The following is a 15,955-nucleotide window of genomic DNA, read 5'->3' as shown; positions in this document are numbered from 1 at the left end:
TCGGCTTTTTATGCTATATTGCGCCGCTATACTCAAATAACCTCGTGAGTGCTTGATAGAGCACGAGACCATTGCTGTGCAATGAGGCGAGGTGGTCATGTTTTAATGTTCACTGTTCGAGGATATGCATGTCGTTCAACCTTTCACTGTTACCGCCAGATGAAAAAAATCGAATTGAGCTGGATAAGCAAGCTTCCTTTTTAGTTTGGCAATTGAAAGAAGCGAAATGCGGCCCTGATGCAATCATGACGCAGGCCGAGAAGTTGTCCGATCCGAGCGAAAAAGCGTTTTTTGAGCAATCGATCGAGAAATACAAACGAGTGATGGGGGTGGCATAACTCGATTTGTGCCCAGTTTCCTTAATTTAAGTGACCGGTGCCCCATTCCTCAGCGGAGCGAAAATTGAATTGGTTTCGCTTTTTGCTAAAATCCTTCGCGTTAAAAATGTAAATGTAGAGAGACATCCCGATGGGAAGAAGTTTTGAAGTGCGCAAAGCCTCTATGGCGAAAACTGCAGGCGCAAAAATTAAAGTTTATTCCAAATACGGTAAAGAAATTTACGTGTGTGCGAAAAACGGTGGTATTGACCCAGACATGAACTTGTCACTGCGTCACCTGATCACGAAAGCGAAAAAAGATCAGGTTCCATCACACGTTATTGATAAAGCACTCGACAAAGCAAGTGGCGGTGGCGGTGAAGATTACCAACCAGCTCGCTACGAAGGTTTTGGCCCAGGTGGCATTAGCGTGATCGTTGACTGTCTAACAGACAATGGCAACCGTACTTTCCAAGACGTTCGTCAGTGCTTTGTGAAGACTGGTGCAAAAATCGGTACTCCTGGTGTGGTTGCACACATGTTCGATCACCAAGCGGTATTCCAGTTCAAAGGTGACGACGAAGAGTCATTCCTAGAAGCGCTGATGATGGCGGATTGCGATGTGACTGACATCGAGCTTGAAGATGGTGTGATCACTATCTACGCGCCAAACACTGAGTTCTTCAAAGTGAAAACGGCGCTAAACACCGAGTTCCCAGATTTGGTTATCGATGTTGAAGAGATCACTTTCGTTCCACAGAACTACAGCCCTGTGCCGGAAGAAGACGCAGAAAAATTCCAGAAGTTCCTAGACATGCTGGATGACTGTGATGATGTTCAGCAGGTTTACCACAACGCTGAAATGTAAGATGTAAAAACCGAGCTCAAGTCGCTCGGTTTTTTTTATGCGTTGATTTGTGGGCTCGTCACTTTACTTGCCAGCCATGTGGCCATTTTCTGACCTGTGGTAATACGGTGAGATTCAGTAGCAAGTCGCAAGGCCAAGCGATGGAGAAGCTTTGTAGCCAAATTGGCGGCCTATCAACCCAAAGCGTTAACCTTGCTGATTGAAGCACTGTTAGAGAAAGAACAACAAGCCGAGTTCTTAGCGCGCCCCTAGCGCATCTGCCCCTTCTTTCACCTTAACGCGCACTTCATCGCGCGCTCAATCCGTTTATCTCAAATGGCGACCTTTTATCTCGCTATTTTTCCGTTGGTCGCAAACCCCTGTGAAACGGGCTTGGTGCTTTTATTCTGTCATCGTCAATCAAAGCACAAGGATATCGCGACGATGTTAGTGAAAAAGAAAACCATCACCACCTGCCTAATGATGACCAGCCTTTTATTCGCGCCTATGGTTATGGCCAATCCAGACCAAGCCTTGATCAATCAATACAACCTAGCGGTGGAAGGGGAAACAGCGCTGGTGGATCACGTGTATGGTCAGTTGAACGCCTTGATCGAGCGAGAAGGTGCCAAGCCACTTTCTCTGGTCTACCTCGGTAGCACGCAAACCTTGCAAGGACGAGATGCCTTCTTGCCATGGAACAAAATGAAGTTGACTGAGCAGGGGCTTGCGACCATCAGTAAAGGGCTAGGCATGCTCGACACCTTACCGCCCTCACAGAATGAGCAGCAGCGCATTCAAGGGCTGCCTGAGGGCTATCTTGCCCGTGCGATGGCAGCCGCCACGTTTACCTCTCTGCCCGATATGTTCAATCATTTCGAGCGTGGCTATGAGCTCTATTTAGAGTTGTTAGCAGAACCGGATTTTCAAGCGCAGCCCTTCGCTGCTACCTCGTGGGTCTATCGCTATGCCATTCAAGCGGCCTTGCGCGCACAAGATGTGCCGCAAGCCAAAACTTGGTTAGACATGATGGTAAACCAAGATCGAGACAACCTTGATACCCGCTCCGCATCGGCACAAATCGACGCGCAAGGTTAACGGAGGCACTATGATTCAGTTTTCTAATCTGCAACGCCATTACCAGTTAGGGCTATTGGAAGTCCCTGCGCTGCAATCGGTTAGTGGGGCGATCGAACAAGGTGAAATGGTGGCGCTTTGTGGCCCTTCAGGCTCAGGAAAAAGCACGCTGCTCAACATCTTAGGGTTATTGGATATGCAGTATACCGGGCAAGTGACGCTGCATGGTGATGATTACCCTCGCTCGGCCAATCAAGCGGCAACACTTCGACGCGAAAAGCTCGGTTTTATCTTCCAAAAGTTCAATCTTGTGCCAGTGATGACGGCGCTAGAGAACGTGGCGTACCCGCTATACCTCAATGGTGTAGATAAGACCAAGCAGCGTCAGTTAGCGGCTGAAATGCTCGAACGTGTTGGCTTAGGGGAGAGTTTACACGCCTTGCCTGATCAGCTTTCTGGCGGTCAGCAGCAACGGGTGGCCATTGCACGGGCGTTGGTGCATCGGCCTACCTTAGTGATCGCCGATGAGCCGACGGCCAGCCTAGATAGCGTTACGGCCAATTTGGTTATCGACATCATGAAACAACTCGGCCATGAACGAGCCACCACGTTTGTTGTGGCCACCCATGATGGGCGAATGGCATCACGCTGCGATCGCACTATTGAGCTATTGGATGGCCGCTTGCGTCAGCATCATGAGCAGGAGGTGATCTCATGGGCCAGTTAGTTGCGCGTCTGTTTCCTGACTCGCTGCGCTTGGCGTGGCTGAACCTAAAGCGTAATGGTCGCCGCAGCTTGTTGTCGGTTCTGATCATTGCCATTGCGGTATTCGCGTTGACCAGTGCGGGTGGGTTTGGGTTGTACACCTACGACAGCCTCAAAGAGTCAACGGCGAGAGACACTGGCCACATTACCATCAGTACGCCGGGCTTTTTTACTAAAGAAGAAGAGATGCCTATGAGCAATGGCTTAAGCCAGCCTGATGACCTGATTGCCAGCGTTATGGGCCTCAATGAGGTGCGTGGTGTGCAGCCGAGAATTGAGTTCAATGGTCTCATTTCCAACGGCAGCAAGTCGGCGATCTTTGTCGGCATTGGTGTGAATGATCGCGAATTTGATATGAAAGGGCCATTTCTCGATGTTCGAGAAGGTAAGACGTTATCCAATCCTAGGGGGCAACGTTATGATCCGGCGGAACCGGAAGTGATGTTGGCGATGGATCTGGCGCGAAATCTCAACGTGACGGTGGGGGATTGGATTACCCTGTTGGCCACCACCACGGACGGAGCCCTCAATGCATACGACTTCAAGGTGCGTGGGGTCTACGCGACTGGAGTACCTGAACTCGACAAGCGACAACTCTATATCCACATTGACAGTGCGCAATCGCTGCTGGCAACAGACAAAGTGAGTGTGATTTCGGTGTTCCTGTTTGAGACCGAAAAAACCGCCGCCGTGCAGCAGCGCTTGTCGGCTTTGCTGAGTCAGTTCTCTCAAGAGCTGGAATTGACGCCTTGGCAAGAGCGGGCCTTCTTCTATCAGAAAGTGAAAGATCTTTATGACCGTATTTTCGGCATCATGGGGGCGGTGATGGGGTTGGTGGTGTTTGTGGCACTGTTTAATACCATGACCATGTCGGTCACTGAGCGAACCCGCGAAATCGGTACCTTATCGGCACTGGGCAGTTATCCGCGTGAAATTATCGCAGGTTTTCTACGTGAAGCGGGGCTATTGGCTTTGCTGGGTAGCCTTGTTGGTGCGCTGGCCAGTGGTGCTATCTCACTGCTTTTAATGGTGGTGGATGTACAAATGCCATCGCCTCCAGGCAGAACCGATGGTTACCCACTGATGGTTTATTTCTCATTTGAACTGGTGGCCATCGCGGCGGTTGGCGTGGTGTGTATCTGCCTTCTGGCTGCCTATCTTTCAGCCCGCAAAGGGGTAAACAAACCGATTACGGAGGCGCTAACCTATGTATAACGCAATAAAAGCTGGCTTATGGATGGCGCTGCTTTGCGCCTCAAACTGGGCGTCGGCTCAACCGAGCGATGAACAAGTGGTGAGCATGATCAAGCAAGCGGACGATTACCGAGTCAAAGAAACGTCTGCGCGCGTGGTCTCATTGGTGAGCCTGTATGAGAACGAACAGTTGGACAAAACCCGTGAGTACCACGTTTACACACGGCCAAATCGCGAATCTCTGGTGATTTTTAAATCGGCCGTAGAGGCGGGGCAAAAGATGTTGATGCTGCAAGATAACTACTGGTTGCAAATGCCCAAAAGCCGTCGACCGATTCGCATCACGCCAATGCAGAAACTGCTGGGGGAAGCGTCGGTAGGGGACATTTCAACCCTCACTTGGAGTGAGGACTACCAAGCGATGTGGAGAGCGGAGGAAAGCGTGTCCTCGCTGTCAGGGCAAGCAACGCCAACACAGCACTTACAGCTGACGGCCAAAACCGCAGGGGCCAGTTATCAAACCATCGATTTGTGGTTGACCGTACCTGAGCACTTTCCGCTCAAGGCGGATCTCTATCTACGCTCTGGCAAGTTGGCAAAGCAAGCTTGGTTTACCCGTGGCGAGCGCAACGGGGAGCTGAGCGTGACGGAAATGACGTTGCTCGATCATATTCAGCCAGCAAAGAAAACCGTCATTGAGTATCAAGATGTTCAGCCATGGCAGCTTGAGGATAAGTTTTACAATCCCAGCTACCTCTCTAAGGCCGATTCGGTGCAGTTCTAGTTAAATAAGGAGCAAATCAATGGAGGTTTGTGTGCAGCGTCGACCTGCTTATCTGTCGCCTGCGAAGTGGGCACATAGCCTACTGCTTAGCACTTTACCTTGGTGGGCAATGGCTGGGGAGCTGAGCAGTGAGTGGGATTGGGCGCTCAGTTACGAAGCGGCGCAATCTCGCCAATCTGTATTCACTACCACACAATATGCGCATCGCAGTGAACTCAACGCGATGTTGGATTTACAACTGGCGTATCACACTCAGCAGGGGCAATGGACCTCTTCGTTCGCCCTCTACAGCGATGGGCTTTACCTCAATAATGGCGAGCGTTCGGTTTGGTGGGAGAGCCGCGATAGCCAGTGGGTGGTGCGTGAGTTGGCTTGGTTAGGTGAGTGGCAAGTCGGGGATTGGCTGCTGGATGTGAGCATTGGCAAATTACGTTTGGATTGGGGCGTTGGTTATGGTTATCGCCCGCTGGATCTGTTTCGACCTTATCGACAAAATCCAGTGACCTTGGTGGCCGAAGAAGGCACTGGCGTCGTCTCGTTTTCTCACTATGACTTAGCGGGAGAGTGGACGCTACTGTTCACAGATTCCAGTTGGAGTCAGATGGAGCAAAGCGCGCTGGATGAAGCTGCGCAACAGCGAGGCGCTGGAATTCGGCGTTACTGGCTGGATGACGATCATGAATGGCAGTGGATCGCCTATTACGACGATGTACGCCAAGGGCTAATCGGCGGCAGTGTAAGGACGGTCTTCAACGAGGCGTTATCGCTGCATAGCTCAGCATTGTGGCAACATCAAAGCGTCGGCTATCAACTTCCTGATTCTCTGTTTGCCCCTGTGGCGGTAGAGGAGCAGGGAGAGGCATGGCAAGCGTTGGTCGGCGTGAACTGGGCTAGCGAAAGTGGTCACTCCTTATTGGCAGAATATTGGTACGACAGTCGAGCGTGGTCAAAGCGCCAGTGGCAACAAGCGATGGATCGTGCGCGTATGTTGACGCAGCTGCCCAATACCGAACCTCTGGCCGCCAGTTATGCACAAGGTTTTGAGCACGCGAACTTAGTCCAACACAACCTGATGCTACATTGGAGTTGGGACAGCAACGCGTGGATTATGTGGCATGGTATTTTCGCTCCGCAATGGTTAGCGGATGTTACGCCAACCCTCGATATCTTATTTTCGCCGGAAGATGGCGGTGTCATCCTAACTCAGTGGATTCGCTACCAATGGATTGATACTGGCCAGCAGAGTGTGGAATTGGAATTTGCCGCACGCTTTTTAACGGGTGATAGCCAATCAGCGTATGCTCAAATTGAGGATAAGCATATGATGGTCTTGAATCTAAAAGGGAGGTTTTAGATGTTTTTTTCTCGTGTAGCAAAAAATCGCGCCGCGCAGGAAGCGTTGTCATCCAATCACTTAGTGAACGACGACGCGCAAGCCCTTGAGGGCGGATGGTTACGTTCGTTTGCCGTGACGTCGATTTTCTGCTTATTTGTGTCGGTGCTGACCTTATCGGTTTGGGGCGGCGCTTACTATATCCATTTGATCATTAGCTTTGGTTTCGGTTATTCGGCGTTGTTCTTCTCTTGGCTGATCGAAAAGCTCTTTCCGATGATGCCAAGAAACGCGGAAATCCTTCTCTCCCTAACGGCATGTTTGCTGTTTGGTATTCTCAACGCGCGTTTTTGGGTGGGGGATTACTTTGGCATCACCGATATGGTTCCGGTGGGGCTGATGGGACTGTTGTTTAGCGGGATGTGTTATTTCTACTTTCATTCCAAAGAGCAGCAAATGCTGGCTGCTCACGAGTTAGAAGTGATGAAACGTGAGAAAGCCGAGCAAGAACGCGCCCTGTTAATGAGTCAACTCAAACAACTGCAAAGCCAAATTGAGCCGCATTTTCTGTTTAATACTCTGGCGAACATCAGTGCGCTCATGAGTTGTGATGTGGAAAAAGCCCAACAGATGCTGACGCGTTTAACCGATTTATTACGCTCAACGCTGAAGAGCTCGCGTGAAGAGAGAACGTTACTCGCCAGTGAGCTGGAGATTCTCGATGCCTATCTCGCGATTCAAAAAATTCGTTTGGGTGAGCGGTTGGAGTATCACATTCATTGCCCAGAGGCGCTGAAAGGGTGTGTGATTCCGCCGATGTTGATCCAACCTTTGGTGGAAAATGCCATCACGCATGGGATTGAACCTAAGGTACAAGGGGGCAAAGTTGAGGTCCGGGTAATGAAAAATGAACTCGGCCTTGAGCTGCGCGTCGTGGATACTGGAGTGGGCTTTGGGCAAGACTCTCGCTCGGGGACGGGGGTCGGGCTTAACAACATTAAACAACGTTTGGCGGCCTTGTTTGGTGAACTAGGCACGCTAACTCTATTGGAAGGTCGCCACGGTGGGGTGTGTGCTGTGATACAAATGCCACCGCAACAAGAGAATCAGGAAGCGAAAGCGTGATGACTTCAATGACGGCGTTGATTGCCGATGATGAACCCCTACTGAGACACCACCTCAATCGCATGTTGGCGGATGTTTGGCCTGAGCTCGAGGTGGTGGCGTTGGTGGGGGATGGGCAGCAAGCCCTGACTTCGATTGAACAACTTCAGCCCGACATTGTGTTTTTGGATATCCGCATGCCAGAGCTTGATGGTATTGCCGTGGCAAAACAGCTCAATCGTGGTGAGTATCGTCCAACCATCGTTTTTGTGACCGCTTATGATGAATATGCGGTGAAAGCCTTTGAGCAACAAGCGATCGATTACTTGATGAAACCACTGAGCGAAGCGCGTCTTATCGACACTTGCCAACGCATTAAAGCGCGCCAACAGCCCACGGTATCGCTACCGGATGTGGGAGCGTTGTTGAGTCAACTTCAGGCGCTGTCTAAACCGGCTCAACCTCAATATCTACAGTGGATTCGCGCGGCATTAGGGGACGATATTCATCTCATCTCGGTGAATGATGTGCTCTATTTTAAAGCGGAAGAGAAGTACGTCACCGTGCAAACTCTTGCCAAAAAAGAGTTCCTGATTCGCATGTCGTTAAAGGAGCTTTTGGCTCAACTTGACCCCGAACGGTTTTGGCAAATACACCGAGCGTCGGTCGTTAATGTGGCGGCGATAGAGAAAGTGCAGAAGGATTTTACGGGGCGAATGTCGGTCACGGTCGGGGAGCAAAAACTGCCAGTCAGCCGCGGCTCTCAGTATCTGTTCAAAGGCATGTAGCGCCAATGCCTTGCAAGGGACGGCGAGATATCGAAGGTTGATCACTGAGTAAGCGATGGGGAAAACCGCCATCTGCAGAGCGCCAGCAAGACGAAATGTTTACAGTGTAAATTGCGCAAACAAAAGAGAAGGGCAGCGTCGCTGCCCTTGTCGTTGCTGTTTTGTCGCGTTTGCGACGGTACCGATGCTACACGGTGAAGCGTCCGACGAGATCAGAAAGTTGGTGCGCTTTCTTATTCAAGCTTTGGCTACCCATGCGGTTTTGGTTAGCTAAGTCTGCTGATTGACTACTTTGATCTGAAATCACAACGATTCTTTCTGAAATTTCCTGACCAACAATACTTTGCTCCTCGGTTGCGGTGGCAATCAAAGAGTTCATATCCATGATGGTGCCAATTGAGTCGATGATTTTCAGCAAAGCAGCGGCGGCGGCATTGGCTTCTTCTACCGTGCTTTCACCACGGGCTTGGCTGGCATCCATCGCTTTCACCGCTGCATCCGATGCGGCTTTCAACTGGTTGATCATCTGATGAATTTCACCCGTGCTGTCTTGTGTGCGGCTGGCGAGTTTGCGAACTTCGTCTGCCACCACCGCAAAACCGCGGCCTTGTTCGCCAGCGCGAGCGGCCTCAATGGCGGCGTTCAACGCCAGCAAATTGGTTTGCTCGGCAATGTCTTGAATCACTTCCAAAGAAGAGGAAATGTTTTTCACATCGCCCTCAAGGCGAGAAATGACATCATTGGCTTTCGAGACTTCACCCGCGAGCTCACGCACCGACGAAGCTGCCGAGTTTACGATGGTTTGTGCTTCATGGGCATTTTCTTCTGCATAGCGCGCTGCTTGCGCTGCTTGGTTTGCATTGCTGGAAATTTCGGTGGCGGTAGTGGTCATTTCCGTCATGGCGGTGGCCACTTGTTCGGTCTCTTCGCGTTGACCCGAAGCGAGGCGGTCAACTTCCGATGCGCGGCTAGACATATTGTCCGTTTCGCTGACCACGTCATTGCCAACTTCCGTGACACTGCGAATGATGTTTTGCAGGCTACCGACAAACTGATTGAAGTTGCGGCTCAATTGCTTGAACTCTGGCACGCTGAAATCTTCCATGCGTGCGGTCAAATCGGCGTCGCCACTGGCAAAGGAGCGAATCGATTCATCAAACATTTCCAGCGGTCGCATAATGCTGCGGTTAATAAATACAGCAACAATAGCCACAAGAATAGCGATGACGATGCAAAACAGACCAATGGATGTCAGTGTGTTTTCAAGCGCTTGATGTGCGCTCTCTTCCATTTGCATGATGAGAGCGTCAATGTCGTCAGTGTAGAAACCAGTCCCTAAAGTAAGATCCCATTGAGGAATGTAAATAGAGTAACTGAGCTTGGGCAATGGCGTACTTTGCCCTGGTTTTGGGAAATAGTAGGTAGTGAATTCACCAGTCTTTGCGTTTTTGATCAAATCCTTTATTAAATAGTTGCCTTTTTGGTCCTGCATATTAATGAAGTTTTCGCCGATACCTTGATTGCTTTTACCAACCACGATCCTTGTCCCTTTGGAATCGTAACCAAAGACATAACCCGAGCCACCATATTCGAGTAGCCGAAGCGTTGGCAAAGCTTCTTCCAAGGATGCGTTTCTATCAAGAAGAGGCTGAACAGCAGATTTTGCCATCTGAAGATAATTCTTCAGTTCCTCTTTTTTCATACGCATCATATTGTCGCGTGTGATTTCAACTTGTTGATCGTTATATGAAGTGGTTTTCAAGTAGGTAAACCACATCATCCCAAGTGCGATGGTTAGAACGGGTACGATTGACAAAATATACAATCTTTTTCTTATGGTTAAATTCATAGCAACTTTCCTTGCGTCACAGCAGCATTGTTAAACTGAATAGCGTAGTCAATGGTTCTTGTAATAATGCTTTAAGCTTAGCCAATCCTTCGCCAAGGTAATGTGAAATTGGAGGGTTTTATGAAATAAAAATGATGAGATTGTTATTATTTTGTTTCTCATCATTTTTCGAGGCTATGAATTGTGCATCCGATTGATTATGGTGGGTTCGGTTTACTCAGGCGCACTAGTGAGATAGCGATGCCAGTTGTCACTGAGGGTTTGATAGTTCGCTTGGCAAAACTCAGTGCGCTCTTGGCGGTACTCTTTTTCTATTTCATCAAGTAGGTTGGGATGCCGCTCAGGATTGCTGCCATAGACCAAACAGAGCGTGGCAAAGTAGCGCTGCAAATCAAAGCTGTGTTCATCAATATATTCATCCAAATCGTAGTACTCCGGTTTGTCTTCTGACTCAAAAGCAAACATGTCAGCTGCGCTGATGGCAATCTCATCGCCATTTTCGACGTAATCGATCAGCAATAAAGTGGCAAAATTGTCCACGGCATCTTCTTCTTTCCCCAAAATGGCGATGTTTTGATCGGCAATGTAGGCGTGGCCAGCTTCATGAAGGAGAGTATGAAGCATGGTGTTGATCGCACCGCTTTCTGCGCTTTTTTCACCGTTTTTTTGATACTCGTTTTTACGGAAATAATCGAGTGACTCGGTGTAAAACGAAAAAGGAATGTGCACGGTGTGCGTTTCGGGATCATACAGTGGACCTTGATCGCCACCATAGCTGACGGTTAAGGTCTTTTTGAACGGAAAGAGCGAATGAGAAAGATCGAGCAGGGTCGTGTTGATTTGATAAGACTCGAGTGTATCGATAATCGTCTGCTCTTGTTTAGTGATCTGCTTGGGGTAGAGGATTTGAATGGATTCTGCAAGCGCTCCAGTGCTAACGCAAGACGCCAGCAAGAGACTGAGTGGCCAGCGTGTTTTCTGACAAGAGGGGTGTGGATGTCTCATGATTTTTCCTTTCAACTGAGGCTGAATGAGTGTTTCATGTTTATGCTAAATGGTTCTGTTTAATCAGTGAATTGTGGTGAGATACAGTCTGATTATTGGAAACTTTGACCAAGATCGGACATTTTCGACGATTTATGTTATAGTCCGCATCCATTTTGGCCACTGTTGTAGAGTAAAGCTCAACAATCCGCCCTTTGCCAGTTTAGGTGCTCGCTCCAAGTTGTCGGCAGTTTGTCGATAGAGGAAACGGTCAGGAACGAAAAAAGTGCGGCAAACAGAGGTGAAATGGAAGAGGATTTTGAATGCCAGTTATGGCGTCGAGGCATCTGTATACCGTAACGGAATGTTTGTCGTACAGATTGGCCACTCATCGATTAGGGAGCTAGAAGTAGCTCCTTTTGTATTTTGGAAGCTTGCAAAGGGTGTTTGAGACATCACCCAATGATCGCCTTCCATCCCTTGAGCCTAACCAGATGGCTTGTACTCGCTGCCTATACCCCGTTTAGATTGGTGTTTCACCTTAGTTGGCAGCGCATTAGACGATGCAGTAACTGACGTTCAAAAGCAAAATACTAACACTCTGATATTAAGGAAGATAAAGAGTCTGAGATGAAGAGGTTGTATGAATCATTTAATCACGGTCGGTGCACTGGAATCTTTTTTAGTTGCGATTAGCGTGCTGTTTTTAGGGCATTTTATTAATGCCAAACTCCCCATTCTAAGAAAATTCAATATTCCCGAACCCATTGTTGGTGGTTTGATTGTCGCCTGTATCATTACGATTTTGCACTTCCGTGGCATCGATTTGGAATTCAACTTGCCCTTGCAAAATACCTTTATGCTGATGTTTTTCTCGACGGTGGGTTTGGCGGCAAACTACACCCAGTTACTCAAAGGCGGGGCCAAAGTGTTTCTGTTTTTGGCGGTGGCGTCGGTGTACATCGTGATTCAAAATGGCGTTGGTGTTTCGCTGGCGAGTATGCTGGGCTTGGATCCGTTAATGGGCCTTATCGCGGGCTCCATTACGCTTTCTGGTGGTCATGGAACGGGCGCAGCATGGTCGCAAACGTTCGCAGATAACTATGGTATGTCCAACACGCTTGAAATCGCGATGGCCTCTGCGACGTTCGGTTTGATCATCGGCGGCCTGATTGGTAGCCCGGTGGCACAGCGTTTGGTCGACAAGCACAACGTCGAGTCCGAGTATGGCCGAGGTTCAAAAACCCACGAAAAATTCCCTGAACTGGTGACATACAACGAATACGAAGAGGATAAGGTGACGGCAAAGAAAGTGATTGAGAAGCTGTTCTTCCTGATCATTTGTGTGACCGGAGCCAAGTACGTTGAACAGTGGGTCAGCACCTATGAAATCAAATGGTTGATGATTCCAGATTTTGTCTATGCGCTGTTTATCGGTGTCATCATCACCAACTTCCTTGAAGTGACGAAAATCCGCAAGTTAGACGCTGAAACCGTCGATATGCTCGGCACGGTGTCGTTGTCGCTGTTTTTGGCGATGGCGCTTATGAGCTTGAAGCTGTGGAACATCTTCGATCTGGCGATTCCATTCTTGGTGATCTTAGCGGTGCAGTCGGTGGTGTTGGCGCTGTTTACTTACTATGTAACGTTTAAAGTGATGGGCAGCAACTATGATGCGGCAGTGATTGCTGGTGGTCATTGTGGTTTTGGCCTAGGCGCGACGCCAACTGCGGTGATGAACATGGGGTCAATCGTGAATCGTTTTGGCCCTTCGCCTCAGGCCTTTATGGTGGTGCCGATAGTCGGGGCGTTTTTTATCGATATCGTCAACTTAATTGTCTTACAGGGCTTTATCTCTTTTATGGGGTAAGTCGTGTGTCAATGTTTGATATTGTTCACCAACATGGGAGCCAAATGGCTCCCTTAGTTTTTGATGCTGTTTGACCTCTCTTGCCTTGATGATAATGGCCAGGGCTGAGTCTTGCTCACCATAATTCACTCAATAGAAATTTATATTTCTCACATAGTGAGATAATAAGTCGTTAATCTGTTACTTATTCTTATTAATTGAGAATTCAAAGGGAATGGTTCAGTGACATTTGATTTCATCGCGGCACACTGGCTCCTCATTGAAAAACGCACGTAGTTTCGTTCACTACCACTCGGGATAGCCTAATACTCTCTCAACCCTCTTGCCACGTGTATCGTGGTACCAGAGGTCGCTGTGCCTTAATAAGCAGGGCTTTGAGAGAAAAATGCCAATTTGCAGCAGCCATTCTGCACTCGAGTTGCGGTGAGTGACGTTACTCATGCCACAACAATAGAGGTTTTATGAACAGTGTTGTATCTGTTGGTCCGCAGGAGTCCTTTCTCATCGCCGTTGGCGTGCTATTTTTGGGTCACTTTATTAATGGCCAAATTCCGATCCTCAAACGTTTTAATATCCCAGAACCGATTGTCGGCGGCTTAGTGGTGGCCTTGGTGATCACCCTTGCCCACTTTAATGGCATCACCTTTGACTTTGACTTACCGTTGCAAAAAACGTTTATGTTGATGTTTTTTGCTACGGTAGGTTTGGCCGCCAACTACAAACAATTGCTTAAAGGTGGCGTGAAGGTCTTGCTGTTTTTACTGATTGCGTCGATATACATTGTGGTGCAAAACGGCATTGGCGTCTCACTGGCGAGCATGCTTGGCCTTGATCTCTTACTTGGTCTGATTGCTGGCTCCATCACGCTCTCTGGCGGTCACGGGACCGGAGCAGCATGGTCGAATACCTTTGCGCAAAACTACGGGTTAGAGAACGCCTTAGAAATCGCGATGGCCTCTGCCACGTTTGGTTTAGTGATGGGCGGGATCTTGGGCAGCCCTGTGGCACAGCGTCTGGTGGACAAACACCAATTGGAGTCTGAATACGGTCGAGAATTGCAGGCCCACCAACGTTTTGCTGATTTGGTTACTTACAATGAAAATGAAGAAGACAAAGTCACTGCGAAGAAGGTGATTGAAAGCTTGGCACTGATGTTTCTGTGTGTGATTGGCGCGCGCTATTTGTCTCAGTGGGTCAATCAATTAGACATTGCTTGGTTGATGATCCCCGATTTTGTTTACGCGCTGCTGCTGGGCGTGTTTGTGACCAACTTCCTTGAGCTCACCAAAGTGAGAAAGTTGGATTTAGAAACGGTGGATATGCTCGGCACCGTTTCGCTCTCACTGTTTTTGGCGATGGCATTGATGAGCTTAAAACTGTGGAATATTTTTGATTTGGCGCTGCCATTTCTGTTTATTTTGTCCATTCAATCATTGGTGATGGTGCTGTTTAGCTACTTCGTGACGTTTAAAGTGATGGGGCGCAACTACGACAGTGCGGTGATCGCCAGCGGTCATTGTGGTTTTGGTTTGGGCGCGACCCCCACCGCTGTGATGAACATGGGGTCGATTGTGAATCGCTTTGGCCCTTCTCCGCAGGCGTTTTTAGTGGTGCCTATCGTCGGCGCGTTTTTTATCGATTTAGTCAATATGCTGATATTACAAGGCTTTATCGCTTTTCTTGGGTAATTGACTTTTCACTCAAATACATGGGATTGCGGTGGAGGTCGCACTGCGATTTATCTCCAGAGAAACAAAAGGTTAGTCACTGCCTTTGCCGACGTTTTCGGCTAGAATAATGGTTCTTGTATACGGTAAATAACCACGAACGAAAGGAGGCAGCCATGACGGACAAAATCTCAACGACGGCATTGGCTAAAATGCGCAACATTGAAGCCTCTCAATTGTTTACCGATTTAAGCCGTGCTGGTTACATCAGCCGAGTGGGCGATAAATGGATTCTCACCGAACTGGGCGCGCGGTTTGGCGGCGAATATGTTGACCATACGAAATTTGGCCAGTTTATTGTCTGGCCTGTGAACTTGCATGTTGAGTTGACCTCAACTCAAGGCAAGTTATTGAGCGCGACACAAATCGGTGAGCTGCTCGGGCTTAATGCCAAAAAGATGAACCAGCTGCTCAGTGAAATGGGCTGGATGGCCAAAACCGAGCATGGTTGGGAAGTGACCGAGTCGGGCATTCGTGCCGGTGGTAAACAAAAAGGCGACGGTGAGGAGAAGCCATACTATTTGTTGTGGCATGATTCGATTACACGTAACAAACGCCTCAAGCAGTCGGTGGTGGAGTTCTTGGGGCAAGACGCGGAAGTGCATGCGACGGATAAGTCATTTTCCAGTTTCCGACAGAAATTTGAGGCGAAGCACCGCACCTTAGATGGCCACTATGTGCGCTCTAAAGGAGAGTTGTTGATCGACAATTGGCTGTATTTAGCGGGGGTTGCTCATGCTTACGGGCGGCAGTTACCGATTGAAGAAGAGATCATCAGTGATTTTTATCTGCCTGCAGGCAAAGTCTATGTGCAGTTCTGGGGCAGCGATAACGGTGGAACACCAGAGGCGAATAAAGCCAAGATTCGCGCGGTGTATCAAGCGCATCATTTCCATCTGATTGAAGTTGAGCAAGATGAACTGGAAAGCTTGGATGAGGTGTTGCCGCAGCGTTTAAGGCCATTTGGCATCAAAGCGTATTAGTGGCTCAGCGCCATCAGCGACGTAAGTATTTCACTCTGTTTCCAATGAAAAAATCCCGCAAAAATTGCGGGATTTTGTTTTGTGCGCCGAGCATGGCGTTGATCTAGGAGGTGAAAGTCCTCTACGGGCTCAGTCGAGCGAGAACCGTTAGCCTATGCAAGGGTGTTCACCGTGAGGTGAAACCTAAAGGAAGCAAACGGCAAAACTTGGTTGTGACGAACAGAAACCTGATAGTAGGCCTGTACAACTTGGGTAACCTAGCAATAGATAGAACAGCCCAATGCCTCGACGGGAAGTGTGTATAGGTAAATCAGGCATAACCAAGGGAAAGAG

At 48.9% G+C, this 15,955-nt stretch carries 14 protein-coding genes and 1 pseudogene; 12 read left to right on the top strand and 3 right to left on the bottom strand.

The features are described 5' to 3' along the window. The first annotated feature begins 128 nt into the window (after positions 1 to 128). Both CIK04_RS06935 and CIK04_RS06930 read left to right on the top strand, forming a co-directional pair. Positions 129 to 338 carry a DUF3283 family protein gene (locus tag CIK04_RS06935; RefSeq protein ID WP_011082075.1) on the top strand — a complete coding sequence of 70 codons (210 nt, stop codon included), beginning with the start codon at positions 129 to 131 and terminating at the stop codon, positions 336 to 338. Between the two features lie 130 nt (positions 339 to 468). Beyond that, positions 469 to 1,185, top strand: coding sequence for a YebC/PmpR family DNA-binding transcriptional regulator (locus CIK04_RS06930; RefSeq protein ID WP_015727328.1), 717 nt, complete (start codon positions 469 to 471; stop codon positions 1,183 to 1,185). Between the two features lie 35 nt (positions 1,186 to 1,220). Here the strand turns inward: CIK04_RS06930 and CIK04_RS33230 are convergent. Next, positions 1,221 to 1,360 (bottom strand): annotated as a pseudogene (locus tag CIK04_RS33230) (DUF2798 domain-containing protein); the annotation flags it as partial. A 284-nt stretch (positions 1,361 to 1,644) separates the two neighbouring features. Between CIK04_RS33230 and CIK04_RS06920 the strand changes: the two are divergent. From CIK04_RS06920 to CIK04_RS06890, 7 genes are read left to right on the top strand one after another with little or no spacing between them, the layout of a single operon-like run. Next, complete coding sequence (locus tag CIK04_RS06920; RefSeq protein ID WP_223848392.1) at positions 1,645 to 2,262, top strand: hypothetical protein; 618 nt, start codon at positions 1,645 to 1,647, stop codon at positions 2,260 to 2,262. Between the two features lie 10 nt (positions 2,263 to 2,272). Then, on the top strand, positions 2,273 to 2,968 hold the full coding sequence (locus CIK04_RS06915) for an ABC transporter ATP-binding protein (protein WP_072609342.1): 696 nt from the start codon (positions 2,273 to 2,275) through the stop codon (positions 2,966 to 2,968). Further along, positions 2,956 to 4,221: an FtsX-like permease family protein gene (locus CIK04_RS06910; protein ID WP_097353087.1), complete on the top strand. Its 1,266-nt coding sequence runs from the start codon at positions 2,956 to 2,958 to the stop codon at positions 4,219 to 4,221. Before CIK04_RS06915 ends, CIK04_RS06910 begins: the two co-directional genes overlap by 13 nt. Beyond that, entirely contained in the window at positions 4,214 to 4,984 is a 771-nt protein-coding gene (locus CIK04_RS06905) for an outer membrane lipoprotein-sorting protein (protein ID WP_097353086.1), read from the top strand. The genes CIK04_RS06910 and CIK04_RS06905 overlap by 8 nt, the downstream gene beginning before the upstream one ends. Before the next feature lie 19 nt (positions 4,985 to 5,003). Continuing rightward, positions 5,004 to 6,338, top strand: a complete 1,335-nt coding sequence (locus tag CIK04_RS06900; protein WP_097353085.1) for a hypothetical protein — start codon at positions 5,004 to 5,006, stop codon at positions 6,336 to 6,338. After that, positions 6,339 to 7,442, top strand: coding sequence for a sensor histidine kinase (locus tag CIK04_RS06895; protein ID WP_038968849.1), 1,104 nt, complete (start codon positions 6,339 to 6,341; stop codon positions 7,440 to 7,442). Next, entirely contained in the window at positions 7,439 to 8,209 is a 771-nt protein-coding gene (locus CIK04_RS06890; RefSeq protein WP_097353084.1) for a LytTR family DNA-binding domain-containing protein, read from the top strand. Before CIK04_RS06895 ends, CIK04_RS06890 begins: the two co-directional genes overlap by 4 nt. Before the next feature lie 187 nt (positions 8,210 to 8,396). Here CIK04_RS06890 and CIK04_RS06885 read toward each other — a convergent pair whose 3' ends face one another. Together CIK04_RS06885 and CIK04_RS06880 are read right to left on the bottom strand one after the other, a co-directional pair. Further along, positions 8,397 to 10,058: a methyl-accepting chemotaxis protein gene (locus tag CIK04_RS06885; RefSeq protein WP_097353083.1), complete on the bottom strand. Its 1,662-nt coding sequence runs from the start codon at positions 10,056 to 10,058 to the stop codon at positions 8,397 to 8,399. A gap of 213 nt (positions 10,059 to 10,271) precedes the next feature. Then, a complete protein-coding gene (locus tag CIK04_RS06880; RefSeq protein ID WP_176463297.1) occupies positions 10,272 to 11,063 on the bottom strand; it encodes a DUF4344 domain-containing metallopeptidase in 792 nt (263 codons plus the stop codon). Between the two features lie 622 nt (positions 11,064 to 11,685). Between CIK04_RS06880 and gltS (CIK04_RS06875) the strand changes: the two genes are divergently transcribed. From gltS (CIK04_RS06875) to CIK04_RS06865, 3 genes are all read left to right on the top strand, one after another. Beyond that, on the top strand, positions 11,686 to 12,912 hold the full coding sequence (gene gltS, locus CIK04_RS06875; RefSeq protein WP_011082090.1) for a sodium/glutamate symporter: 1,227 nt from the start codon (positions 11,686 to 11,688) through the stop codon (positions 12,910 to 12,912). A 461-nt stretch (positions 12,913 to 13,373) separates the two neighbouring features. Beyond that, positions 13,374 to 14,600, top strand: coding sequence for a sodium/glutamate symporter (gene gltS / locus CIK04_RS06870; RefSeq protein WP_097353081.1), 1,227 nt, complete (start codon positions 13,374 to 13,376; stop codon positions 14,598 to 14,600). 155 nt (positions 14,601 to 14,755) lie between these two features. Continuing rightward, complete coding sequence (locus tag CIK04_RS06865) at positions 14,756 to 15,622, top strand: hypothetical protein (RefSeq protein WP_039449331.1); 867 nt, start codon at positions 14,756 to 14,758, stop codon at positions 15,620 to 15,622. The last annotated feature ends 333 nt before the right edge of the window (positions 15,623 to 15,955 follow it).

The sequence above is a fragment of the Vibrio sp. 03_296 genome, from assembly GCF_002265885.1.
Note: the sequence above shows the minus strand (reverse complement) of the source record. Positions and strands in the feature narration are given on the sequence as shown.